Origin of the sequence: Streptomyces sp. NPDC020917 (genome assembly GCF_044333795.1) — a bacterium.
Lineage (GTDB): Bacteria > Actinomycetota > Actinomycetes > Streptomycetales > Streptomycetaceae > Actinacidiphila.
This window is the reverse complement of record NZ_JBIRRR010000003.1, coordinates 143622-166478: the sequence shown is the minus strand read 5'-3', so window position 1 is coordinate 166478 and position 22857 is coordinate 143622. Positions and strand designations below refer to the sequence as shown.

At 69.5% G+C, this 22857-nt stretch carries 20 protein-coding genes and 1 pseudogene; 14 read left to right on the top strand and 7 right to left on the bottom strand.

The annotated features are described in order from the left end of the window. Positions 1-25 precede the first annotated feature (25 nt). The 4 genes from ACH4TG_RS08045 to lepB are packed head-to-tail and all read right to left on the bottom strand — an operon-like array spanning position 26 to position 3562. Positions 26-1075, bottom strand: a complete 1050-nt coding sequence (locus ACH4TG_RS08045; RefSeq protein WP_398241328.1) for a LacI family DNA-binding transcriptional regulator — start codon at positions 1073-1075, stop codon at positions 26-28. A 35-nt stretch (positions 1076-1110) separates the two neighbouring features. Continuing rightward, positions 1111-1449, bottom strand: a complete 339-nt coding sequence (locus tag ACH4TG_RS08040; protein WP_398241327.1) for a hypothetical protein — start codon at positions 1447-1449, stop codon at positions 1111-1113. Positions 1450-1490: 41 nt separating this feature from the next. Next, entirely contained in the window at positions 1491-2753 is a 1263-nt protein-coding gene (locus ACH4TG_RS08035) for a choice-of-anchor P family protein (RefSeq protein ID WP_398241326.1), read from the bottom strand. Positions 2754-2761: 8 nt separating this feature from the next. Then, positions 2762-3562, bottom strand: a complete 801-nt coding sequence (gene lepB, locus ACH4TG_RS08030) for a signal peptidase I (protein WP_398241325.1) — start codon at positions 3560-3562, stop codon at positions 2762-2764. Positions 3563-3892: 330 nt separating this feature from the next. Between lepB and ACH4TG_RS08025 the strand changes: the two genes are divergently transcribed. From ACH4TG_RS08025 to ACH4TG_RS07995, 7 genes are all read left to right on the top strand, one after another. Next, entirely contained in the window at positions 3893-4510 is a 618-nt protein-coding gene (locus ACH4TG_RS08025) for a hypothetical protein (protein ID WP_398241324.1), read from the top strand. Between the two features lie 88 nt (positions 4511-4598). Beyond that, complete coding sequence (locus tag ACH4TG_RS08020) at positions 4599-5123, top strand: SigE family RNA polymerase sigma factor (protein WP_398241323.1); 525 nt, start codon at positions 4599-4601, stop codon at positions 5121-5123. Further along, a complete protein-coding gene (locus ACH4TG_RS08015) occupies positions 5120-5788 on the top strand; it encodes a hypothetical protein (RefSeq protein ID WP_398241322.1) in 669 nt (222 codons plus the stop codon). Before ACH4TG_RS08020 ends, ACH4TG_RS08015 begins: the two co-directional genes overlap by 4 nt. A 490-nt stretch (positions 5789-6278) precedes the next feature. Then, positions 6279-6599, top strand: coding sequence for a carboxymuconolactone decarboxylase family protein (locus ACH4TG_RS08010; protein ID WP_398241321.1), 321 nt, complete (start codon positions 6279-6281; stop codon positions 6597-6599). A gap of 150 nt (positions 6600-6749) precedes the next feature. Further along, complete coding sequence (locus tag ACH4TG_RS08005; protein ID WP_398241320.1) at positions 6750-8276, top strand: MFS transporter; 1527 nt, start codon at positions 6750-6752, stop codon at positions 8274-8276. Beyond that, positions 8273-8650 (top strand): DUF2255 family protein, encoded by a 378-nt coding sequence (locus ACH4TG_RS08000; protein WP_398241319.1) that lies wholly within the window; start codon positions 8273-8275, stop codon positions 8648-8650. Before ACH4TG_RS08005 ends, ACH4TG_RS08000 begins: the two co-directional genes overlap by 4 nt. Positions 8651-8719: 69 nt before the next feature. Continuing rightward, positions 8720-9409, top strand: coding sequence for an SDR family NAD(P)-dependent oxidoreductase (locus ACH4TG_RS07995; protein ID WP_398241318.1), 690 nt, complete (start codon positions 8720-8722; stop codon positions 9407-9409). Here ACH4TG_RS07995 and ACH4TG_RS07990 read toward each other — a convergent pair. Next, positions 9375-10652 (bottom strand): hypothetical protein, encoded by a 1278-nt coding sequence (locus tag ACH4TG_RS07990; protein WP_398241317.1) that lies wholly within the window; start codon positions 10650-10652, stop codon positions 9375-9377. The genes ACH4TG_RS07995 and ACH4TG_RS07990 overlap by 35 nt on opposite strands. Before the next feature lie 824 nt (positions 10653-11476). On the opposite strand from ACH4TG_RS07990, the pseudogene ACH4TG_RS07985 reads away from it, so the two are divergent. Then, positions 11477-11647, top strand: a pseudogene (locus ACH4TG_RS07985) (response regulator transcription factor); the annotation flags it as partial. A gap of 159 nt (positions 11648-11806) precedes the next feature. Here ACH4TG_RS07985 and ACH4TG_RS07980 read toward each other — a convergent pair. Then, complete coding sequence (locus ACH4TG_RS07980; RefSeq protein ID WP_398241316.1) at positions 11807-13318, bottom strand: hypothetical protein; 1512 nt, start codon at positions 13316-13318, stop codon at positions 11807-11809. A 438-nt stretch (positions 13319-13756) separates the two neighbouring features. After that, complete coding sequence (locus ACH4TG_RS07975) at positions 13757-14746, bottom strand: AraC family transcriptional regulator (RefSeq protein ID WP_398241315.1); 990 nt, start codon at positions 14744-14746, stop codon at positions 13757-13759. Between the two features lie 881 nt (positions 14747-15627). On the opposite strand from ACH4TG_RS07975, the gene ACH4TG_RS07970 reads away from it, so the two are divergent. From ACH4TG_RS07970 to ACH4TG_RS07945, 6 genes are all read left to right on the top strand, one after another. Further along, on the top strand, positions 15628-16605 hold the full coding sequence (locus ACH4TG_RS07970) for an ABC transporter permease (protein ID WP_398241314.1): 978 nt from the start codon (positions 15628-15630) through the stop codon (positions 16603-16605). A gap of 59 nt (positions 16606-16664) precedes the next feature. After that, complete coding sequence (locus ACH4TG_RS07965) at positions 16665-17528, top strand: carbohydrate ABC transporter permease (RefSeq protein ID WP_398241675.1); 864 nt, start codon at positions 16665-16667, stop codon at positions 17526-17528. A 149-nt stretch (positions 17529-17677) separates the two neighbouring features. Continuing rightward, positions 17678-19327, top strand: coding sequence for an extracellular solute-binding protein (locus tag ACH4TG_RS07960; RefSeq protein ID WP_398241313.1), 1650 nt, complete (start codon positions 17678-17680; stop codon positions 19325-19327). Positions 19328-19457: 130 nt separating this feature from the next. After that, positions 19458-20591 (top strand): glycoside hydrolase family 99-like domain-containing protein, encoded by a 1134-nt coding sequence (locus ACH4TG_RS07955; protein ID WP_398241312.1) that lies wholly within the window; start codon positions 19458-19460, stop codon positions 20589-20591. 166 nt (positions 20592-20757) lie between these two features. Beyond that, a complete protein-coding gene (locus ACH4TG_RS07950; RefSeq protein WP_398241311.1) occupies positions 20758-21741 on the top strand; it encodes a hydroxyacid dehydrogenase in 984 nt (327 codons plus the stop codon). A 19-nt stretch (positions 21742-21760) separates the two neighbouring features. Then, the gene (locus tag ACH4TG_RS07945; RefSeq protein ID WP_398241310.1) at positions 21761-22753 is read left to right on the top strand and encodes a LacI family DNA-binding transcriptional regulator; all 993 of its coding nucleotides are present in this window, start codon (positions 21761-21763) and stop codon (positions 22751-22753) included. Positions 22754-22857 lie beyond the last annotated feature (104 nt).

The following is a 22857-nucleotide window of genomic DNA, read 5'->3' as shown; positions in this document are numbered from 1 at the left end:
TCTGAGCCTTTGCGGAGCACCGGTCTCACTGCCCGACCCGCACGGTGCTGTCGCGCACCACCAGTTCGACCGGCAGCGTCTGCCGGTGCCCGAAGGCGACGTCGCCGTCGAGCAGCACCCGGATCGCCGCGACCGCCATCTGCTCCACCGGCATGCGCATCGTGGTCAGCGGCGGGTTGGCGCACACCGCGGCCACGCTGTCGTCGAAGCCCACGAGACTGATGTCGTCCGGGATGGTGCGCCCGAGCGCGGTGACCGCCTGGGCCGCACCGGCGGCCATGAGGTCGCTGGCCACGAACATCGCGTCGATCTCCGGATGCGCCGCCAGCAGCCGGCGCGCGGCGCGGTGACCGTCCTCCCGCCGGAAGTCGCCGCGCTCGCCGAACTCGGGCAGGCCGAACTCCCGGATCGCCCGCAGGTAGCCGTCCCGGCGCTCGCGCGCGTCCGCGCTGTACTCGGGACCGTGGACGGCCGCGATGCGCCGCCTGCCCGACCGGTACAGGTACGCGACGGCCGCACGCACGCCACCGGCGTTGTCCGCCTCGACCGCCGGAACCGACGGCGACGTCGCCGCCAGCGACACCACCCTGCGGCACCGCTGCTGAAACCGCAGGGCCATGGCGAGCGGGACGTCGGCCAGCACCGCGCCCACCGTCGCCCGTGCCGCGATCGCGTCCAGCGCCTCGAAGTCATCGGGGTTCGACAGCGCCTGGACCCGGACCTGGACGTCCGTGCCCTCCAACGCCGAGATCACCCCGGCCAGGACGCGGCTGTAGTACGGATGCGACCCCAGCCACCCGATGACGGGGCCGTTTGTGACGGCCACGACGTCGACGGCACGCTGCCGGCCGGAGGCCAGTGCCCGCGCGGTCTGGTCGGGCTCGTACCCCAGATCGGCCATGGCCCGGCGTACGCGATCCCGCACTTGCGGGGAAGCACCCGGCGCGTTGTTCATGACCCGGGACACCGACGAACGGGAGACACCCGCCCGCTCCGCGACATCCTCGATCGTCGGCTTCGCCCTGCCCACCCCGCACCTCTTCCCGTACCGCGCCCAGCGGAGCCGCCCGATCATTGCCCTGGCATCACACCGTAGCGGGGTGCCCGGGATCATAGGTCGAGCGGCGACGCGTCGTCGTCCGGGCGAGGGTGGACTCTGGTCAGGAGCTGCTCCTCCAGGACGGTGGCGTAGAGGGCGGCGCTGGTGGTGGCGGGGTGGCTCGGGGGCCAGATCCCGCGGCGGAAAGCGCAGCGACGGCCGCGGAAGACCACCACCGCCGTGGCAGCGACGACCACGTTGCCGCCGGTGGCGGGGACGACGTCGTGGGATAGCGACGCGAACTCCGCGCCCCGCCGCTCGCACAGATCCTGGACAGCACGACGGGCAGACCGCAGGAACGCCTCGGTGTACTCCTGCGGTCCGCCCCAGGCGGCGTGGGCGTCAGTCACTGCAGTTGTGCATCGCGGTGTCCGTGGAGGCGAGGACGACCTCACCGCCGCCGGCGGGCAGAACGAGATGGACGCCGTTGACCTTGAGACCGGGATCTGGCTCCGGTGCCGGGGGTCTGTTCGTTGACGATGAGCCGGCCTCCTCCGAGCAGTGGAATCTCCGTGTTCGGAGCACCCGACACGGTAACCGGTACTCCCGCGATCTTCAGCGTGAGTGTGGTGCTGCCCGTGGCCTTTCCACACGTGCCGGTGGAGGTCGCGGTGAGATCGGACACCTCGATGAGAGGTACACCGGTCAGTGCGATGCGGGCCTGCGCCACGGTCGACGACGCCGTGACCTGGCCGGGCGCGAGCGACGTGGTGACCTTCGGGCAGAGCTCCTGGACCGACAGCAGGAGAGAGCTGAACTGCCCTGAGCAAGGCGTGTCAGTCGTGGTCGCATCGGCCGTGCGGACGGTACTGGTGTCCGGCTGTGGCTCGACGTCCAGCAGCGGTACGCCGAGGAGATCGACGTGTGCCGCGACGCCGTACGCGCGGCCCGTCGCGTACTGGAGTTCCAGTTGTGCCGAGGTGCTGGAGGCCAGGTAGCCCGCGTCACCGGCGAAGGATGCATGCATCGCGACGGTGGCAGAGTCGTTCAGCGGCTGGTCGACCGAGGCCACGGTGCAGGCCGCGGAACCCGCGCTGTCCGTCGTTCCGGTGCATGCCTGGTCATCGTCGCCCCTGCCGGGCGTGAACCGCACGCTACGACCGGGCACCGAGTCACCGGCGAAGTCCCTGAGAACGGCGCTCAGTTCCGCCGAGGTGCCATTGGCGAGGCGGGTCACGCCGGTGTAGTCGAGCGTCGTGGGTGAGGTCAACCCCAGTTCGGCCGACGTACTGGAGGGGGTGTAGTCGTCATCGCCGGCGAACTGAGCCGCTGTGGGTACCGCGTTCGCCGAGCCCTGCGGCTGGTCGACCGCGTCGATGGTGCAACTCGCAGAGCCTGATGCCGTGGTGGTGCCCGTGCAGGTCTGCTGCGCGGTCCCGGTTCCCAGGTCGAACCGGACTTGGCGGCCGTTGACCGGTGTCCCGAAAACGTTGGTGAGTCTCGCCGAGAGCCGGGCGGGAGAACCGTTCACCACGGCTGTGTCGCCGGTGTAGGCGAGTTGGGTGTCGACTTTGTGGGGCTGTTCGGGGCCGGTACAGTCCGCGGCCCGGACGTCCGCAGCTTGGAAGTCGCAGGGAATGAAGTAGTAGGCGGTGATGATCCCGAACGGCCTGCCGTCCCCCGAACGCGGATCAGCAAACCACAACCGGCCCACGGCTCACGTCAGTACGACGGTGGCGGGGGCGGCAGCGGGACCGCGCGGCGCTTGCTCCGGACCGCGACGACGATGGCCGCCACCAGGCCGGCGACGGCCACTCCCGCACCGAGCCCCGCCCAGCGGAAGTCGGTGGAGGGCGCGCTCGCGGAGTTCACGGCCTTGCCCGCGACGGCGGACTCGGCGATCGTGCCGGAGGCCACGTCGTGGTGGTAGCGGGAGTCGAGCGAGTCGACGCGGTGATCGCCCATCATGAACAGCCGGCCCTGTGGGACGACGAGGTCCACCGGCGGGGAGAAGCCGCCGTAGGAACTGGGGTAGAGGTAGGGCTCCTTGCGGACCTTCCCGTCGACCGTCACCGTGCCGGTCGCGGTCACGACGATGTGCTCGCCGCCCCGGGCGACCACGCGCTGCAGGAGCGCGCCCTGGACGCCCCAGTCGTGGCCGTCGAACAGGGCGATGTCGCCGTCGCGCAGGGTGGAGCCGTCCGTCTCCTTGATGGTGACCTTGTCGCCCGGGCGGTAGGTGGGCTCCATCGACTGGCTCACCTCCCGCATCGTCCGGTAGCCGGTGCCGCCGGCGGTGGGAACGAGGATGCCGGCGATGGCCACGACCACGCCGGCCGCCACGACGCCGAGCGCCACGCGCAGCGCGATACCGCTGCTGTGCTGTCGTGGGGGAGTGGGGGGCTGCCATGGCTGCTGCCACTGGGGCCGGCCCTGACCGCCCTGGTCCCACTTCTGTGCGGCCTGCCCTCCCGCCGGCGGCCCGTACGGCCGGCCGTTCGTCCCGGATCCCCATCCGCTCATCGTGACGCCCCCTCGTGCTCGGCCCCGTGGCCGTGGAGCGACATCATGACAGGGACGCGTCCATCGCCGGACGGCGGACGTCAGGCTGACGTCGAACTGCTCGTCCATGTCGGGTCCGGAAGGGCCACCCCTCCAGCGGGTGGGACGGCTCCCGAGGCGCTCGTACCTCGGCTTGACGGCCCCGGGGCGCCGGTACGGCCTCGTACCTGTCGGATCCTGATCGGAAGAATTTCCGCGCTCCGTGTCATCCGGCTTGGCGGCGGGCGGGGTTGAGGAGGGTGGAGAGGCGCCCTCCACCCTGTTCGTCGCGATCCACGGGGAGTTCCGTCCATGACACGGATGAAGAAGTACGTGGCGGCCACGGCCGTCGCCGCCGCGGTGGTGGGGGCGCCCACGATGGCGCAGGCCCTGTCGTCCCCGGCCAAGGCCCAGGCCAAGGCCCCGGCCGCGGCTCCGGCTGCGCCCGCGGCCAGGACGGGGGCGTCGACCCCGGTGAAGGACGCCGGCGCCGTGGCGCGGGTGCGGGTGGTGGCGCCGGGGGAGCGGGTGCAGGCCGCGCCCGGCGTGCGGTTGTGGCTGACCGGGGACGGCAAGCACTGGTCGACTCCTGACGAGGCGGGCCAGTTCCGCAGTGTCATCGACGGCAATCTGGACACGAGCCGGCCCGGAATCACCTTGCAGTCCGAGCCGGTGGCGGGGCGGTACTTCCTGTCCGGTGTCTACTACGGCGACGTGGCCGGTCGCGCGGCCACCGTGACCGTCACCACCGACCGGGGTACCGTGACCGGTCGCCTCGTCCACCTGCCCGGCACGCCGGGCTGGGGCGCCTGGTACGCCTCCGCCCCCCTGCCGGCCGCCAAGAACAAGGACACCAAGCACGACTTCGTCCACCGCGTCACCGTCCGGGACGCCGGCGGCGACACCCTGGCCACCCTCTCCCTCCCCTGACGCGTGACGCTTGTGGGGCCCGGACACCGCGCCAGGCCCCACTCCGCCCGACGACGCCTTCGCCCATCGCCTTGAGGAACGAGCTGTTGTGACGGACCAGAGCCCTGGCGAGTTCGCCGACTTCGCCGCGGCGGCCTGGCCTCGGCTCGTGCGCACCGCGCACATGCTCACCGGCGACTTCCACGAGGCCGAGGACCTGGTGCAGACCACCTTGGCCAAGGTGTACGCGCGGTGGCGGCGCATTCCCCACGAGGAGGTGCACGCCTACGTGCGCCGGGCCCTGATCAACAACAACCGCAGCCGGATCCGCAAGCGGCGGGTGGTTCACCTGCTCATGCCGTTCCTCCCCGAGGCGGTGCACCGCGTGCAGGCCGGGCACGCGGAGATCACCGAGCACCGCGCGGCCCTCACCCAGGCGCTGGCGTCGCTGCCGGACCGCCAGCGGACCGTGATGGTGCTGCGCTACTTCGAGGACCTGAGCGACCAGGAGATCGCCACGACCCTGAACTGCGCGCTGGGCACGGTCAAGACCCATGCCCGGCGTGGGCTCGCCGCCCTGCGCAGCCATCCTGCCCTCGCCTCCGACGCCCTCCCCTCCGGAGCCCGCCGATGACTTCCCACCCCGACGGCGAGCGGCTGCAGCACCTCTTCACGGACGCCGCCCACGACATCACGCCCTCCCCGGTACCGCTGGCCGCCATCGAAAGGGAGGGCCGTTCCAGGCGGCGACGTCACGCCGCGGTACTCGCCACCGCCTGCGGACTGCTGCTGATCCCGCTCACCGCGACCGCCGTCCACGTCGCCACGCCCTCCTCGCCCCAGACCGTCGCGCAGCCAGGCGTTCCGGCCTCGTCGGTGCGGGTGGTGGCGCCGGGGGAGCGGGTGCAGGCCGCGCCCGGCGTGCGGTTGTGGCTGACCGGGGACGGCAAGCACTGGTCGACTCCTGACGAGGCGGACCAGTTCCGCAGCGTCTCCGACGGCAATCTGGACATGAGCCGGCCCGGAATCACCTTGCAGTCCGAGCCGGTGCCGGGGCGGTACTTCCTGTCCGGTGTCTACTACGGCGACGTGGCCGGTCGCGCGGCCACCGTGGCCGTCACCACCGACCGGGGTATCGTGACCGGTCGCCTCGTCCACCTGCCCGGCACGCCGGGCTGGGGCGCCTGGTACGCCTCCGCCCCCCTGCCGACTGCCAAGGACGTCGGCCTCGGGTCAATCCATCGCGTCACCGTCCGGGACGCAGGCGGCGACACCCTGGCCACCCTCAACCTCCCCTGATCCGCCCGACCGTCGCGATCCGCCATCGCGGATGCCGGTCGATCGCCGAGGTGGCTGCCGTGGCCACGGCATGCCGAGCATGCGCACCACGACCTCACCCGCACCGGGAGCCGGCGGGCCGCCCGCATCGCGCACCGTCACGACATCGGCGAGCCGACCGGGCGAGTCGGCCACGGCAGCCGGCATCACCGACCTCCCCACCTCGCACGCGCCAGAACTCGTCATTCCATGAAGAGCTGGGACCGCAGCTGCCACGGAACCTGGCGACGTCCCCAGGGGGCCCTGCCAGTACCTGTAACGGCAGTGCCTTCCCCAGCCCTGTGAGCCGCGGTTTCCTCGACGGTGGCAGCAGATGCGGCCCCGTGCTTCAGCGGGAGGCGGCACGGCTGGAGCTGTCGCCGGGCCCACCGCGGGCGACCGTGGATCCTCGACCGCATCGCTGCCTGTCCATCTGTTCCATCTGTTCCATCTGTCGCAGGGAGTCATCCGCATGACGAAGCAGTCCGCGCCCCAGGAGCTGGCCGGTATCGCGCCGAAGCTCGTCGAGGTCACCGACGAGGTGCTGTTCGCCGACGTGTGGGAACGCACCGAGCTGTCGCCGCGGGACCGCAGCCTGGTCACCGTCAGCGTGCTGGCCGCGCTCTACCGGACCGAACAGCTGCCCTACCACCTGGCCAAGGCACGGGAAAACGGGCTGAGCGTCCAGGAGTTGTCGGAAGCCATCACGCACCTGGCCTTCTACGCCGGCTGGCCCAGCGCCATGACCGCGATCACCCAGCTGAAGAAGATCGCCGACGAGGGCTCCGCCTGATCGGGGCGGGCCCCGCCCCCGGGCGTCAACGTCGGCACCGTCCTCCCCGCCGACCGCGGTTGCCTCGCCCGCTCACCGGCCACCCCCCGACTCCGGCCCCCCGACTCCGGCCCGCAAGAACTACTGCCGCAAAGGAGCGAAGAGACGCCCATGCCCAACCGTCCCCCCGTCCCGCGCCGGCGCCGGCCGGCCGCATCCGCTCGCCCCAGGTGGGCATACCAGCCCCACCAGGCAGCGCATCCGGCCCGTCCCGGCGCCGCGCTGGCCGCCGCGCTGCTGGGGTTCTTCGTCATCACCCTGGACGCGCTGGTCGTCAACGTCGCCCTGCCGTCGATCCGGACCGATCTGGGCGGCGGCATCACCGGTCTGCAGTGGGTCCTGGACGGCTACACCCTGATGTTCGCCGCGCTGCTGCTGTCCGCCGGCTCGCTGTCGGACCGCGTCGGCGCACGCCGCGCCTTCGGCCTGGGCCTTGCCGTGTTCGTCGCCGCCTCCGCCGCGTGCGGGCTGGCGCCCGGCCTGCCCGTCCTCGTCGCCGCCCGGCTGGTGCAGGGCGCCGGCGCAGCGGCCATGATGCCGACCTCGCTGGCCTTGATCCGTGAGGCGTACACCGACCCGATCCGTCGGGCCCGGGCGGTCGCGTTGTGGGCGGTGGGCGGCGCTGTCGCCTCGGCGGCCGGACCGGTCGCCGGAGGAGCGGCCACCCTGATCAGCTGGCGGGTGATCTTCTTCATCAACCTGCCTGCCGGGGCGGTGGCGTTGCTGCTCCTGTCCCGGACAGCGCGCTCCCCGCGCCGGCCCGCCCCCTTCGACCTGGCCGGGCAGGTCAGCGCCGTGACCGCGTTGGGCGCGCTGACGTTCGCCGCGATCGAGGCCGGGGAGCGCGGCTTCGCCGCGCCCCCGGTGTGGGCCGCGGGCATCCTCACGGTGGCCGCCGCCGCGGTCTTCGTACGAGCCGAGGCCCGGGGCGCGCATCCGATGGTGCCGCTGGGACTGCTGCGCCGGCGCACCGTGGTGATCTCCTGCTCGGCGGGGTTCGCGTTCATGGCCGGCTTCTACGGCACGGTCTTCCTGTTCAGCCTCTACCTGCAGCAGCAGCGGGGCCTTTCGGCGCTGGCCACCGGCGTGGCGTTCGTCCCGATGACGGTGCTGTCGGCGTTCGTCAACCCAGTCTCCGCACGGGCCGCGGAGCGGCTGGGTCCGCGCGTGCCGATCGCCTTCGGCCTGTTCCTGATGGCGGCGGGACTGGTCACGCTGGCCGTCGTCCCCGCCGGGACGCCGACGTGGGCGCTGGCGCTGCTGATGCTTCCGGTCGGCCTGGGCGGCCCCCTGGCCATGCCCACCACCACCGCGCTGCTGGTCAACAGCGTGCCCCCGCACCTGACCGGCACCGCCAGCGGTGTCTTCAACACCTCCCGCCAGCTCGGCGGCGCTCTCGCCGTCGCGGTCTTCGGCGCCCTGATCGGCGGCCGGGCGCACATGCTGACCGGCCTGCACGTGAGCCTGGTCATCTCCGCCGTCGTGGTGTGCGCCGCCGCCACCGCCGCCTGCTTCCTCCGTCCCGCCGACCACCCGACCGGCCCCGCACCGCTTCCCACTCCCGGCGCCGGTGAGGCGGGAGGATCCCAGCCATACCCCGAAACCGTCCCTGCCACCATGAAGGAGACCGGCTCATGAGCACATGGAACCGCCAGACCCTGGAGCGGATCGCCACGGCGGACGAGTTGCACATCGCACCCCGCCGGGGAGACGGATCACTGCGCAACCCGACCACCATCTGGGTCGTGCGTGACGGCGACGACCTGTACGTCCGGTCCTGGCGCGGCAAGCAAGGATCCTGGTGGAACACCGCCCGGGACAGCCACGCCGGGCACGTCACCGCAGGCGGCGCGGAAGCCGACGTCACCTTCACGGCGGTCAGCGACCCCGCCGTCAACGACCGGGTGGACGCGGCCTACCGGGCCAAGTACGGCCGCTACAGCGGCTATGTCGAGCCCATGGTCGCCGACCAGGCCCGGAGCACCACACTGCGCCTGACCCCCCAGCAGTAACCGGGTCCGGGCCACGACAGGCCCGCCGACACCGTCGCCCGCACACGACCACCGCTCAGGAGAGCCCTCATGCCCACCCTCGCCCTCATCGGCGCCGGCCCCGGCCTGGGCGCGGCCGTCGCCCGCCGCTTCGGCCGCGAAGGCTTCGACATCGCGCTGATCTCCCGCAACCAGCAGCACCTGGACGCCCTGGCCGCCGAGCTGGCCGGGGGCGGCGTGCACGCCCGCGGGTTCGCCGCCGACGTCCGCGACCGGAAGGCCCTCACCGCCGCGCTGGACGCCGCGACCTCCACGCTCGGCCCGATCGAGGTCCTGCAGTACAGCCCCGTCCCGCACAAGGACTTCATGAAGCCCGTCCTGGACACCCGCCCCCAGGATCTGGAAGGACCCTTGGCGTTCTCCTTGTTCGGGCCGATGACCGCGGTGGAGCACGTGCTGCCCGGCATGCGCGAACACGGCGCGGGCACCGTGCTGTTCGTCAACGGAGGAACCGCGGTGCAGCCGCATCCCCAGCGAGCCGGCACCTCCATCGCGTTCGCCGCCGAAAGCGCCTACGCGCGCATGCTCCACGATGCGCTGGCCGCCGACAGCATCCACATCGCCCAGCTGATCATCCCCGGTGCCATCGCGCCGGGCGACGAGCACACCGACCCCGGCCGGCTCGCCGAAATCCTGTGGACACTGCACCACCAGCGCGGCGACTTCCGCCACTACGCCTCACCGATCACCCACGGGGGCACGGCTGGTCCTGGCTCGTGAAGTCGGTGTCGAAGGGCTCGAACGTGGCGTCGGCGAGGTCCATGCTGAAGGCCCGGCGCGACCGCGGGTCCCAGAGCCAGATGTGGTCGCCGTCGGGACCGAACGTGAGCACCGGATGGGTCAGGGGCACGGTGCCCCCGTAGGAGGCACCGGGAAAGCCGCGTTCGGGGTGGGCCACGGGTGTGACGGGCCGGACGCAGACCAGGACAGGGCGCAGGCCGTAGTAGGACGAGGGCTCCTGGAGGCGGACCGCGGCGTTCCTGGCATCGGCCGCGGCCGAGGTGTTGACGTGGAAGGAGAACGGCATCACGACCAGGCCCACGCCGAGCAGGAGCCCCATACCCGCCGCGAAAGCTGCGTTGCCGAGGTCCCGGGCATCGGGATGCGCATGGAACCGCCGGTTCCAGCCGTACGCCGCGACGCCGAACGCCATGCAGTAGAGCACCCCCGTCACCGGCAGGGCTCCTGCCCACAGGCGGTCGGTCGTGCCCGCGTGCACCGCGTCGGACGGTATGCCGAACGAGCCGATGTAGCGGTCCTGGACCAGCCCGCCGAGCCAGGTCACGAACGGCAGCAGGACCGGCGAGGCCAGCGGCAGGGCCCACAGGGCGGCCCGCCGGGCGGGGGAGTCCCGCAGCGCGTGGCGCAGACCCGCGATCAGCCAGGGCAGACCGAACAGCGCGGTCACCGACCATCCGAAGAACTGCCAGCCGGTGTGCGGCGCGATGGCCAGGGCGGCGGCCGAAAAGGCCACCGTGTTGCCGAGGTTGACCAGCAGCAGGTTGGCCCTGACACCGGTGGACGGCACGTCGGCGGGATCGAGGTCGACGGCCGGGCCGTGCACGTGGCCGGCCAGCTCCCGGGTACGCAGGTCGGCGAGCGCGCCTGCCCGGCCGCGGGGTTCGACCGTCCGGACCACCCGGCCGGGCTGGGGGACGCCGGGAGCGGGACGCACCCGCCAGGCCGTGTACCGCTCAGGTTCGTGTTCCAGGAGGACGGCGTCCCTGGCCCACATGTTCAGCGACGCCGCCACCGCGAGCCGGTCGATGAGGCCGAGCGCCCGCTCGACGGCGCCTTCCCGCGCCCCGGTCAGCCGGACCTCCACCACGCGGGCGACGCGCTCGGGCGGGCAGCCGGCCCGTTCGGGTTCCTCCGCGGGCCGTACCGGCCACCCGCGCTGCGCGAACAACTCCTCTGCCAGAGCTGTCTCGTTGGGGTCATCGGCGATCTCGACCAGGATCACCACGCGACGGTCGAACGGCAGGCCGGAGCCGGCCTGTAAGCCCTCTCGCGCGGTGGATCGGGGCCCGCCGGGGGAGAAGCCCTGGGCGATGTTCCCCCACGGTCCCGGGAGTTGCGACTCGGCGACTGCACAGTGCCCCACCCTGGAGGAAGGGAACGCCCGCGGCAACCCGAACCGGCAGGCGACGGATCTTCGCGTCAGGCCACCGCCATGAAGGTGCGGGCTCAGCCGCCGGTGGGGAAGTCTCGAGGGGGCGGGGCCGCAGCACCTCCAGGGCGCGGGCGCAGGAGTGGGCCCGTGGGACGAACTACGGCAGCCTCGTCGGTGAGGGCGTAGCCCGCTCCCGCGCCCGCTCCAACTCCGGTCGCGGCCCGGCTGCTTCAGTCTCGGACCAAATGGTAGGGCCGGCGCCTTACGGCGGGCATGGCTGGCGGCGGGGCGAGCGTGACGTCCGGCGCGGACAGTCTCGCCTGCCGTGCCGGTCCTCCCGGTCGCGGTCCCCCCGGCAGGACTGCTCGTGGTCATGGCTTCCGGACGGCCCGGTGTACGAAAGCTGGCGGGAGGTTCGTCCATACCGTCTTCGAGCGCTCCAACCGGTCGAAACGGCGAGCCAGTTCGGCGGCGAAGTGACGGGCAGGCGGGGTCCAGGCCGCATGCAGGTAGGCGAAGGTGGTGAACCGGCCGCCGGGTGCCAGGACTTCGGTCACGGCATCCAGGATGGGACCCCGCCGATCCTGCGGCATGACCGTCCACGGCAGCACGGAGACCACCGCGTCGACCGGTTCGCCGCCTACCGCGGCGACCAGCTCGGCGGCCGAGCCCCGGACCTGGTCGCCCGGGGGCTGACCAACGGCGAGATCGCCGACCGCCTCTTCGTGGGAGAAACGACCGTCAAGACCCACCTCGGCCGCATCCTGGCAAAACTCGACCTCCGCGACCGTGTCCACGCAGTGATCTTCACCTACGAGAGCGGGCTGGTACGGGCCGGGGACTGAGCAGCGAAGGCGGGCCGCGGTGGGGCCGGCCTGCCAGGCGGGAGCCCACGCAGGGTCGCCACCCGGTCGGTGAGCAGGACGACCTCCATCGTCCGCCCGCACGGCGCGAAGGTCCGCCGGCGAAGCCGACGGGCCGTCACGACGATCGAGGCCGGAAGGTCATCGCCTTGGCGTGACGGCACCGGTTCGAGGCACCTTCGCGATCGCGTCGAGGCGTAGTGGCCTGCCCGCCTTCTGGATCTCGAAGAGCGTCGGGCATATCCAGCCGCCCTCGTCGAACTCATTCCAGGCGTAGATGAGGACTGCGTTGGCCGGCGCGTTGGCGGGATGAGTGTTGTTCCAGATCACGGCCCGGCGCAGGTGTATGGCGATTTCCTTGGGCGTCGCCTGCTGTGTCCACTCGTCCTTGAACCCCGTGTAGTTGGGCTCCCAGGAAAGCGGGTTGTCATATCGTGGGCGCTTGTCCCAGCCTGTCGAAACGGTCGGGATGACGTCTCCCGCCGCGGCGGCGTACTGGTCCCACAGGCTGCTCTCGGCGTCGGCGAGCGCAGAGTACGGCTGGCCGTTCTGCTCTCCGGTCGCGTAGCGGCTCACCGCATCCGCGCCCGAGGCGGTCTTGGCGGTGGCCGCGCCCACCGCGGTCCACGCCATGGCCACGATGTACGGGTTGGGCAGCCCGGCCTGCGAACAGGCGGCCCTCATCCTGGTGACCCAGTCCGCGGTGATACCGGAGAAGAAGTACACGAGTGGCCGTCCGCCCACCACTCGCTGGTAGTTCGGCTCGCTGAACCGCGCCACAAGCTGGGGAAGATTCGCGGCATAATTTCCGGTGAAATTTCCGTCCAATATGGCACACCAGCCGACGTCATTCCTGTGCTCGCTGGAGAGATACAACTCTCGTGCCCGCGCCAGCGGTTGCTGCGGATAGTAGAGGAAAGCCCAATAGTTGATGCCGGCCTCCTTGGCGTACCGGATCTCCTGATCCATGATTCCCTGGAGCGTCGCATCGCTGTTGACCGACTCGGTCACCCGTACGCTGACGTCATCGATGGAGAGTTCACAGGGTGAGCCTTCGCTGGTTCCGAGGACAAGAGTGTCGAGTACCCCCGTGGAGTTGCGGAAGGCTGCGTTGCGCACCATCCGCGTCCCGTCCACGAAGATGTCAACGAACGGCGCGGCACCCTCGGGGGGTGCGGGATCGACGATGATCTTGATCGAATACCACGTATCGTCCTGGACGGCTTGCACAAGGTTCCACGTGCCGTCAGGCGCGAGATAGACGAGTTCTTTGGCGCCGCCTTCGCCTCGGGTGGCCAGATCGACGGCCACGGACGAACCGCCGCTCAGCCGCGCGAGGGCCCCCTTGCCGGCGACTGTCTCCTTCCACTGCCACTGCACGGTCAGCGCACGTTCCTGAGCCGGGAACGGGTGAGCCATCGTCGCAGCCGACTCGGAGGAACTCCGCAACTGCGCAGACTTGCCCGCCCTGCCGGACACCTCGACGACCGATGCCCCGGTACCCGAAGGGGCCGAAACGTCCCAACCGGCAGGAGCGGCTCCGGTCGTCTCCGCGTCGAAGCTCTGGTCGATCAACACCGGTCGCGGAACCGTGATGTCGGCGTAGAACGGCAGGCGGAAGTGGTACTTGTCCGGTGACAGGGTGCGGTTCACGCCGCTCCCGTAGTGAGAGGCCCCGCCCACCCAGGCGTCCCATCGAATCGCTCCGACAAGGGTCCTGGCGGGCCGCCCGGCAGCTCCAGCTGCTGTCGGCACGGAGAGGCCGAGGACGGCTCCACCCGACGCGGCGGTCGCCACCTTGAGGATGTCCCGGCGACTCGGTCTACCGGCGGCGGTGGACTGCGAAGTACTTTCTGTCATCGCGAATTCTCCTGAGATCTGAGAGGGGCCCTACGTTCTCTTCTGCTGAGCCCGGAGGTCGGCACAATCTGCCGGTGCCCATCGCCGGTTACCTGTCCGCAAACCCCGCGGCAGGACCATATCCCTCGTCGGAGAGATTGCTGCTGGCGTCATGTTGGGTAGTTGTTGGACAATCTTGCCGACCACGGCCTGTCGGCAGCACTCCACCCGGAACGGGACTCAGGAGGCGAGTCACCTCACGATCGGGACAGGGCTTCCTGATGCGGTACCTGTGACCGGCATCGTGTCGAAGCGCGCCCCGCTGACGGGCAAGCGCGGCCCGCCGGCGGGCAGGCGGACACTGCTGACCGGCAGGGGGAGTTCGCGGTCGGCTGTCGAGTGATGGCGGGTCTCACCCGTATTGGCACGTTTCCGATACGCGGATGGACTGAGGCCGTAGGCCGACTTGAACCGGCGGGCGAAGTAGGCGGCGTCGTCCCAACCGAGTTGCGCACCGATCTGAGCGATCGGCTGGTCCGTCTGCACGAGGAGGCGGGCGGCGGAGTGCTCACGCAACCGGTGGAGGTAGGCGATCGGTGAGATCGCCAGATCGCGTTGGAACAGATGCACGAGGTACGTGCGCTCCGTGGAGGTCTCGGCGGCCAGTTGCGCGAGCGTCCACGGGTGTCCCGGGTCGGCTTCCAGGAGTTCCACGGCTCGCTGCACACCTGGATGGAGCGGGGTGAGAGAGCGTGGGCGCACGTCGTGTTCGCTGGTCCAGGCGCGGTTGAGAATGTCGAGGTAGATCAGGAGATGCCCGACGACCTGCATGCGTGACCGCTGCGCGGTCATGTCGGTCATGCTGTGCAGTTCGCTGATTGCCAAGCTGACATCGCGCGGCGGGAGTTGGATGCATTGTGGCACCGGCAGGCGCGTGGAGTTCGCTGCCTGTACAAGGGGAAGCTCGTTGTCGAGGAACGACAGGGTGGTGTCGAGCAGTTCAGGAGTGATGAAGGCGTCGAAGACCGCGAGGTCCTCGCACTCGCTGTACCCGTGCCACTGGTTGGGCGGCATCACGATGACGCTTCCTGGACCGATGGGGTGGTCGCCGTCGGCCGCGATATGGACTCCACGGCCCTGGGTGACGAGCGCGATCTCGAAGAAGTCGTGATCATGTGCTGCCACGTCGGCATCAAGACCGTGGCGGTCCGCCCAGACCGGAAGGCCGTCCGGATTGAACACGGTGGCACGCTCGTAGCGTGGCTTCCTTCCCTCGTGCCTCAATTTTGTCCTACCCCCTTCGGCTGGACTCTTCCATACAGCCTTGGCCGTGGTCGAGCAACGATCGCAGGTCGACGACCTCCGGCTGCTTCGTGTCTGCGGGCGCTGTGGAGGAACTGCGGAGCGGGCAGGCCGTGCTGCGGCTGCCTCGCAGGACCGAGTGCGACAGGAGCCGCGCCGGCTCGGGGGCAAGTTTGTCCTGGGGATCGTACGGGACCGGATCGCGCGTTGCGGAGGTGACCTGCATCATTGTCATGCATTTGTGACCCGGTGCGAGATCGGTCCAGGCGGGACCGCGCAGCTGACTTCAAGGGCTGGGGTCTCTACCGGCTCCGGGTCACGGGGCACCCCGGCCGCCGCGGGCAACGAGGCAGAGCCGGCCGTCGCCGGGGTCGTCCTCCACGCTGCGAGGCCGCTCATCCGGATCGACTCACGACGCCCGGTCCGATCCAAGCACAAGTTCGTCCTACTTTTACTCAATCCTCGCCATGGTGAGCTGCATTGTCGGTGACTAGCGTCACGGCAGTGGGTCGGCACCGCTACATACGGGTGAACAACCTCCGGTCGCCACGTGGCTGAGGTGTTCGGGCCCAGTGGCGGGGCCTGGCGGTCCCACCTGCTGCTCGTCGACCCTTCTCCCCGCACCGGTCACCCCGGTGAGAAGGTGCCAGTCGGGTTGCAGTGCGCGGGAAGAGGCTGTCCGTTCCTTGGTCCGAGGGGGCCATCGCATCCCGAACAACCACACACGCCAAGTGTCGTAGACATGAACAGCGGTCGGCTGGAGGTCCCCAGACTCTCCAACGGCCGCCCTCGCGAGAAGGACAGGTCGAACCGTGGTGAGCATGAGCGAGATCGCCGCCATCCCTGAGGAGTCGGGTACGGTCCACAGCCCGCCGCCGCGACGAAGACGCCTTGGGCCACGGGTGCTGCGCCGACTCTGGCGAGACCGCGCGTTCCTGCTGCTCATGGTGCCGGGAGTGGTCTACTTCCTGCTCTTCCACTACGGGGTGTTCTTCGGGAACATCATCGCCTTCAAGGACTACATACCCTTCGACGGGTTCTCGGGCAGTCCGTGGGTGGGATTCACGAACTTCACGGACCTGTTCGGTGACGCCGACTTCTGGCACGCTGCCCTCAACACCGTGGAGATCGCGTTCCTCCAACTGGTCTTCTTCTTCCCGGCGCCGCTGGCCCTGGCGCTGCTGTTGCACAGCCTCACCTCGAACACGCTGCGACGAGCCGTCCAGTCGATCGTCTACCTGCCCCACTTCATGTCCTGGGTGATCGTGGTCGCGATGGCCCAGCAGATACTCGGCGCCACAGGGGTCTTCAACTCGGCGCTCTCCGGGACCGGAATGCACACTGTCGACATCATCGGGGACCCCAGCCTCTTCAAACCGCTCACCGTGCTCGAGGTGATCTGGAAGGACTGCGGTTGGGGCACCATCATCTTCCTGGCCGCTCTCACCCAGGTCGACGACCAGCTCTACGAGGCTTCGGCGATCGACGGAGCAGGACCCTGGCGGCGGTTCTGGCACATCACCCTGCCGGCCATCCGCCCCATCCTTCTTCTGCTGCTGGTCATGCGGATCGGCGACATCCTGTCCGTCGGCTTCGAACAGATCCTGCTGCAGCGTGACGCGGTGGGGCCCCATGCCGCGGAGATCATCGACACCTTCGTGTACTACAAGGGCATCATCGGCGGCAACTTCGGATACGGCGTGGCCGCCGGGCTCTTCAAGGGAGTAGTGGGGGCGATCCTCGTCTTCGCCGCAAACAAGATCGCGCACCGCCTCGGAGAGCAAGGGGTCTACCAGTGAGTGTCATCCTCGGGACCCGCGCCAACCGCGGCGCCGGCCGGCAGACCCGTCCGATGTGGATGGAGAAGCCCCGCAAGATCACTTCGGCCGCCAAGGCGATCGCGCTGGCCGTGATCGTCGTCCTCGTGCTGACGCCCTTCCTGGTGGTCATCGCGACCTCCCTGGCCTCTCCCAAGGAGGTCATCGACAACGGGGGCTGGGTGCTGTGGCCCGAAAAGCCGACCTTGGCTGCCTACCGGCAGATCTTCAGCGGCTCCGTGGTGTCCCACGCACTGTGGGTGAGCGTCGGGGTGACGCTCGTCGGCACCGCGGCCAGCGTGGCCTGCACCGTCATGCTGGCCTACGCCCTTGCCCGGCCGAAGGTGTTCGGTGGCAAGCCCGTGCTGCTGCTGGTGCTCTTCACCTTCCTGTTCCCGCCCGGGATGATCCCCACCTACCTGATGGTCAAGAACCTGGGCCTGCTGGACAACTACCTCGCGCTCATCGCGCCCATGCTCATCAGCGTCTTCAACCTGGTGGTGCTGCGAGGCTTCTTCCAGTCCATCCCGGAGGAACTCTTCGAAGCCGCACGCCTCGACGGCGTCGGCAACTTCCGGATTCTGCTGTCCGTGGTGCTGCCGCTGTCCAAGGCAGCGCTGGCCGTGGTCGCCCTCTTCTACGCCGTCGGCTACTGGAACTCCTGGTTCCAGGCATCGATCTACATGAACGACGACCACTGGCCGCTGCAGCAGGTCCTGCGCACCTACGTGCTCAGCGGTGCCCAGCTGGGCAACTCGAACGGGGCCGGTGACTCCGCGATGTCCGCCCCGCAGACGATCCAGATGGCCGTGCTGGTCGTGGCGACCGTCCCGATTCTCCTCGTCTACCCGTTCCTGCAGAAGTACTTCGCCAAGGGCGTGCTCACCGGCGCCATCAAGAGCTGATACCGGTCGTCGAGAGCCGAATCCGGTCCCCGCGCAAAGCGAAGAGCGAGAGCCGCCCCCCACTCCCGCTCCCCGTCGTCCCCCTCAGCGAGCGCGCCGTGCTGCCCCTTGCCGCAGCTCGATGCTCGTCCCGAAAGGAACCTACTCCCGTGCCAGACATCTCACGCCGCTCCCTGCTGCGCTCCATCGGCGTGGCTTCCGCCGCGATGGCCGCGCCCTCCCTGCTGACCGCCTGCGGCGGCTCCGGCTCGTCCGGCGACGTCTCCAACCGAGGCGTCGAACTGGCGCCCTGGCCGACCTACATCCCGAGAACCGGGCCCGCACCGGATCTCAAGGGCAACCCGCAGACGGGTGTGCAGGACGCCTATCTCAAGTACCCCTCCCAGCTGACCAAGGGCACCTCAGACGTCCCGGGTGACGGCTCCACGCTCAAGGTCATGACGATCACGTACGGCGTCGTACCCGAGCCCGAGGGGCAGAACCGCTACTGGCAGGCGATGGAGAAGGCGCTGGGGGTGAAGATCGACTTCACCCTGGTTCCTGCCGCGGACTACACGAGCAAGCTGTCCACCGTCATGGCGGGGAACGACCTCCCTGACATACTCAACATCATCGGCGGCTCGATCGCTCATGAAGCCGACTTCGTCCTCAAGACCATGACGAACCTCTCGGAGTACCTCTCCGGGGATGCCGTCAAGGACTACCCGAACCTGGCCAACCTCCCCACCGCCTCGTGGAAGGCGGTGGGCCGGTTCCGCGGCGGCATCTACGGAATCCCGATCCACCGCCCCAAGCCCAGCACCGCGCTGTGGATCAACGGCACGGAATTCAAGCAGCAGGGATACACGGGCGACGGCCTCAGCCGGGACGAGTTCACCCGTGCCCTCAAGTCGCTCACGCACGGCAGGAAGTACGGAATCGGAGCGTCGAAGGAGTGGCCGTTCGGCTGGATCGCGCACGGGCCGTCCTACGGGATCCCCAACGGCTGGTCCGTGTCCAACGGGAAGTTCACCTCGTCCTACGAGAGCGAGCACTTCCCGGAGATGCTCTCCTATCTGAAGACGCTCCGGAGTGATGGCCTGTACTTCCCGGACTCCACCTCGATCGCAGCGGTCGACCTCAAGACGCGCTTCTACAACGGCACGGTGCAGTCCTACATGGACAGCTTCAGCGCATACCTGACCACGCTCAAGACGGTGCAGGACTTCGAGGCCGTACCGATGGTCCCGTACGTCCCCGAGGGGGTCACCCCGACCCCGTGGTCAGGCCTCGGCTACTCCGGCTACACCGTCCTCAACAAGAAGCTGTCGAAGCCGAAGGTCAAGATGGTCCTGCAGGTCCTGGACTACCTCGCCTCGCCGTTCGGCACGGAGGAGTACCAGCTGATGCACTACGGCGTGGAGGGCGTCCACTTCACGTTCAGCAAGGACGGCGACCCGACACCCACCAAGCTGGGCACCACCGAGAACGTCACGAACCTGCCGTTCTACTACATGTGCGACGCCCCGCAGGTCCTGTACATGCCCGGTGCGCAGACGGGCGTCAAGGCCCTCTACGAGTGGGAGCAGAAGGTCTGCCCCAAGATGATCGACGACCCGTCGAAGGGTCTGCGCTCGGACACATGGACGACCCGGAGCCAAATACTCGGTCCGGAGATCGCCGATGCCATCACCGGAATCGTCACCGGCCGGCAGCCCGTCAGCTCGTGGGACGGCGCCGTCAAGAAGTTCAAATCGGGTGGTGGCGACAAGACCGCCCAGGAATTCGCCGAGGAGTACGCGGCGAACACGACGAAGTGACCCGCGGCGAGACCGCGCATGCGATGGCCGGCACCATGTGGGCCATCGCACGCGCAGGCGTGGACCATGCGATATCCCATCGGGTAATCCCGGCCGATCCGGCCGCTTTCGAATATGCGGGGTGCTGTGCATGAACAGGCGTGAGGTGATGCTTGCGGCCTACTATTTTCCGAACTACCACGTCGACCCGAGAAATGAGCAGTGGCACGGCGAGGGATGGACCGAGTGGGAGGTGGCGAAGAAGGCCACCCCGCGCTTCGAGGGGCATATGCAGCCCCGTGTCCCCTTGCGTGGCTATGAGGACGAGGCCGATCCGGCGGTCATGGCCGCCAAGGTCGAGATGGCCACCCAGCACGGGGTCGACGCCTTCATCTTCGACTGGTACTGGTACGGCGGACGTCCCTACCTGGAGCGTCCGCTGGAGAACGCCTTCATGCCTGCCGCGGCCGACGGCGACATGAAGTTCGCGGTCATGTGGGCGAACCATCACTGGACCAACATCCACCCATGGAAATCCGCGACGGGTGCCACTCAGCTGGAGTCGGGCCACGTCGACGCCGCTCAGTTCCGGGCCGCCACGGACTACCTCCTGGAGCGGTATGTCAACCACCCGGCGTACCTGCACATCGACGGCCGTCCCTACCTGTCCATCTACGACCTCCCCACGCTCCTCGAAGGGCTCGGTGGCATCGACGCCACCCAGGCCGCGTTGAACCATCTGCGTTCGCGTGCCAAGAGGGCGGGACACCGTGGCGTCCACCTCAACGCCATCGCGCGCGACCAGCCGGTCCTACCGCAGGACGGCCTGGCGCTCGACGAAGCCGTCCTGCTGAACCGCCTGGGTTTCGACAGCGTGACCTCGTACGTGTGGGTACACCACCATGCGCTGCCGACGTTGCTCACCCCGTACGCCGACGTCCTGGAGCAGGCGGAGAAGGGATGGGAGGTACTCGCGGCCAAGTTCGATCAGCCGTACTACCCCAACGTGACGGTCGGGTGGGACTCGTCACCGCGAACCGTGCAGTCGGACCGGTACAACCCGGCCCTCGGCTATCCCCACACCAACATCATCTCGGACTGCACTCCGGAGCAGTTCGGAAAGGCGCTGGAAAGGGTGCGGTCCTACGTCGAGAAGACAGGTTCTCCCTTGGTGACGATCAACGCCTGGAACGAGTGGACCGAGGGCACGTATCTCGAGCCCGACACCGTGCACGAGTTCGGTCATCTGGAGGAGATCCGCCGGGTGTTCGGCACCCGCCACTGACACACATCGCCCGCGGCCCGGCTGGTTCTCCCCGCCCGCCGGGCCGCGGGACCCTTCCCGAAGTCAGCGACGAGACAGACATTCGACGGAGGAAGCAATGAAACATGCCGATCGGCATGAGGACGTCCCCATCCCGCCCTCGCGTCGTCCGAAGGCCCTCTTGGCCATGGCGCCGGAAACCTTTCGGACCCAGTTCGGTGAGGCCGAGCTGACGCGGCTACAAGGGCTGGCCACCGTGGACGCCCCGATCCTGGTGGACGAGCTGAGCTCACCCGAGGCCCGGGCCCGCCTGGGCGAGGTGGAAGTGCTCCTCACCTCCTGGGGATGCCCGCCACTGGACCAGGACCTTCTGGATGCGGCGCCCCGCCTGGGCGCTGTCTTCCACGCCGCGGGCAGCGTACGGGGAGTCGTCCGGAACCAGGTGTTCGAGCGCGGGATCCTGGTCACCAACGCGGCCGACGTCAATGCCGAGCCGGTGGCGCTGTACACGATCGCCGCGATTCTCTGGGCGTTCAAGAAGGTGCCGTTCCTCGCCCAGGACGCGCGCCGTTTCCGTGACGACCACTCCTACCGCGACCGCCGGGGCAAGCTGAGCGGTCACGACCGCACGGTTGTGATCGTGGGATTCTCCCGGATCGGACGCCGCGTGGTCTCCCAACTGCACACGCTCCACGACGGTCCGATCCTGGTGGTGGACCCGTATGCGGATCCGGCCGACGTGCTCGCGGCAGGAGCTCGACCCGCCGAGCTGGGCGAGGCGTTGCCGCGTGCAGACGTGCTGTCCTTGCACGCGCCGGCCCTGCCGGAGACCCAGCACATGATCGGCGCAGCCGAACTGGCCGCCCTCCCACCCCATGCCACGCTGATCAACACCGCCCGGGGCACGCTGGTCGACACCATCGCGCTGGAACACGCCTGCGCCTCCGAGCGGTTGGACGCGGTCCTCGACGTCACGGACCCCGAGCCGCTGCCCCCGCGCTCACCGCTGTACGATCTCCCGAATGTCCTGATCACCCCGCACATCGCCGGTTCCCAGGGCACGGAGACCCGCAGGATGGCCCAGGCAGCGCTGACCGAACTCGAGCGCTACTGCGCGGGCCTCCCGCCGCTCGGCCGCGTCACCCTCCAGGGCCTCGCCATTCAGGCGTGAGAGTTCCATGCCGCGCAAAGTGACGATCCACGAGGTCGCAAAGGAAGCCGGCGTGTCCATCGCCACGGTGTCCAACGTCCTGAACCGCCCTGCCATCGTGGCTGCCGCCACCCGGCAGCGCGTACAGGACGCGATCGGCGCGTTGGGATTCGTGCGCACGGAAGGGGCGCGGCAGTTGCACGGACTGCCCGCTCCCGTCATCGCCGTCATGCTGCCGGAGTTGGCGGCGCCGTCAGCCGTCGAACTGAACCGCGGGATCGAGGAAGAAGCATCCGGGAGGGGATTCGGCACGATGGTTCACTCCGGGCGCCCGCAGGATGCGGAAGCGGCGGGCTACGTTTCGTTCCTTGCCTCCCAGCGAGTTCACGGCGTCGTACTGGTGGCGGGCGAATGGACCGATCAGGCATCAGGGGCTCTGCGCGAACGCGGTCTTCCTTCGGTCGTCGTCGGCGATCACCGTCCGCGGCCCTCCACATGTTCCCTGCGCATAGACGACACCGCCGGCGGAATCGATGCCCTGCGGCATCTCCGCGAACGAGGACACCGGGCCATCGCCTGGGTCGACGGGCCCGCGTCGCTGTCCCCGCAACAGGGTCCGCCGGTCAAGGGCCCGCTCACGGTACGTGCCGGCGCCCTGACGCCCGAGGCCGGCAGGCAGGCCGGGGACGAACTGCTGGCCCGCTCCTGTCGCCCGACGGCGATCGTCTGCGCTGACGTCGCCCTGGCATCGGGGGTGCTGCAGTCGCTGTACCGTGCCGGCCTCAGGGTGCCCGATGACGTGGCCGTGGTCGGCTTCGACGACGGGGCGCACGGACTGTCGGCCGTCGTTCCGCTGACGACGGTGCAACGGCCGTCGGCGGAGATGGGCAGGCAGGCCGTCCGGTTACTCCTACGGGAAGGCGCCACCCCTTTGACGCACGAGCACAAGCACGAGCACGAGCACCTGGTCCTGCGGCCTGAGCTGGTGGTCCGAGCGTCGTCGCAGCGTGCGACGGCGGCGATGAGCGGGTGACCCCGGCCCCCGGGACGACGTCCGCACGACTGGGCCGGTCTCCCTCCGCCCACCTGCCGAGTGCCCGGCCCCCGGGCTCCTGAGAACCCTGATGGGAACGCTGA

Coding starts and splice junctions, on each gene's coding strand:
- ACH4TG_RS08005 (WP_398241320.1), top strand. CDS start 6,750: ATGCCCAACCGTCCCCCCGTCCCGCGCCGGCGCCGGCCGGCCGCATCC.
- ACH4TG_RS07970 (WP_398241314.1), top strand. CDS start 15,628: ATGAGCGAGATCGCCGCCATCCCTGAGGAGTCGGGTACGGTCCACAGC.
- ACH4TG_RS07955 (WP_398241312.1), top strand. CDS start 19,458: ATGAACAGGCGTGAGGTGATGCTTGCGGCCTACTATTTTCCGAACTAC.
- ACH4TG_RS07965 (WP_398241675.1), top strand. CDS start 16,665: ATGGAGAAGCCCCGCAAGATCACTTCGGCCGCCAAGGCGATCGCGCTG.
- ACH4TG_RS08045 (WP_398241328.1), bottom strand. CDS start 1,075: ATGATCGGGCGGCTCCGCTGGGCGCGGTACGGGAAGAGGTGCGGGGTG.
- ACH4TG_RS08010 (WP_398241321.1), top strand. CDS start 6,279: ATGACGAAGCAGTCCGCGCCCCAGGAGCTGGCCGGTATCGCGCCGAAG.
- ACH4TG_RS07950 (WP_398241311.1), top strand. CDS start 20,758: ATGGCGCCGGAAACCTTTCGGACCCAGTTCGGTGAGGCCGAGCTGACG.
- ACH4TG_RS08000 (WP_398241319.1), top strand. CDS start 8,273: ATGAGCACATGGAACCGCCAGACCCTGGAGCGGATCGCCACGGCGGAC.
- ACH4TG_RS07995 (WP_398241318.1), top strand. CDS start 8,720: ATGCCCACCCTCGCCCTCATCGGCGCCGGCCCCGGCCTGGGCGCGGCC.
- ACH4TG_RS08025 (WP_398241324.1), top strand. CDS start 3,893: ATGACACGGATGAAGAAGTACGTGGCGGCCACGGCCGTCGCCGCCGCG.
- lepB (WP_398241325.1), bottom strand. CDS start 3,562: ATGAGCGGATGGGGATCCGGGACGAACGGCCGGCCGTACGGGCCGCCG.
- ACH4TG_RS08015 (WP_398241322.1), top strand. CDS start 5,120: ATGACTTCCCACCCCGACGGCGAGCGGCTGCAGCACCTCTTCACGGAC.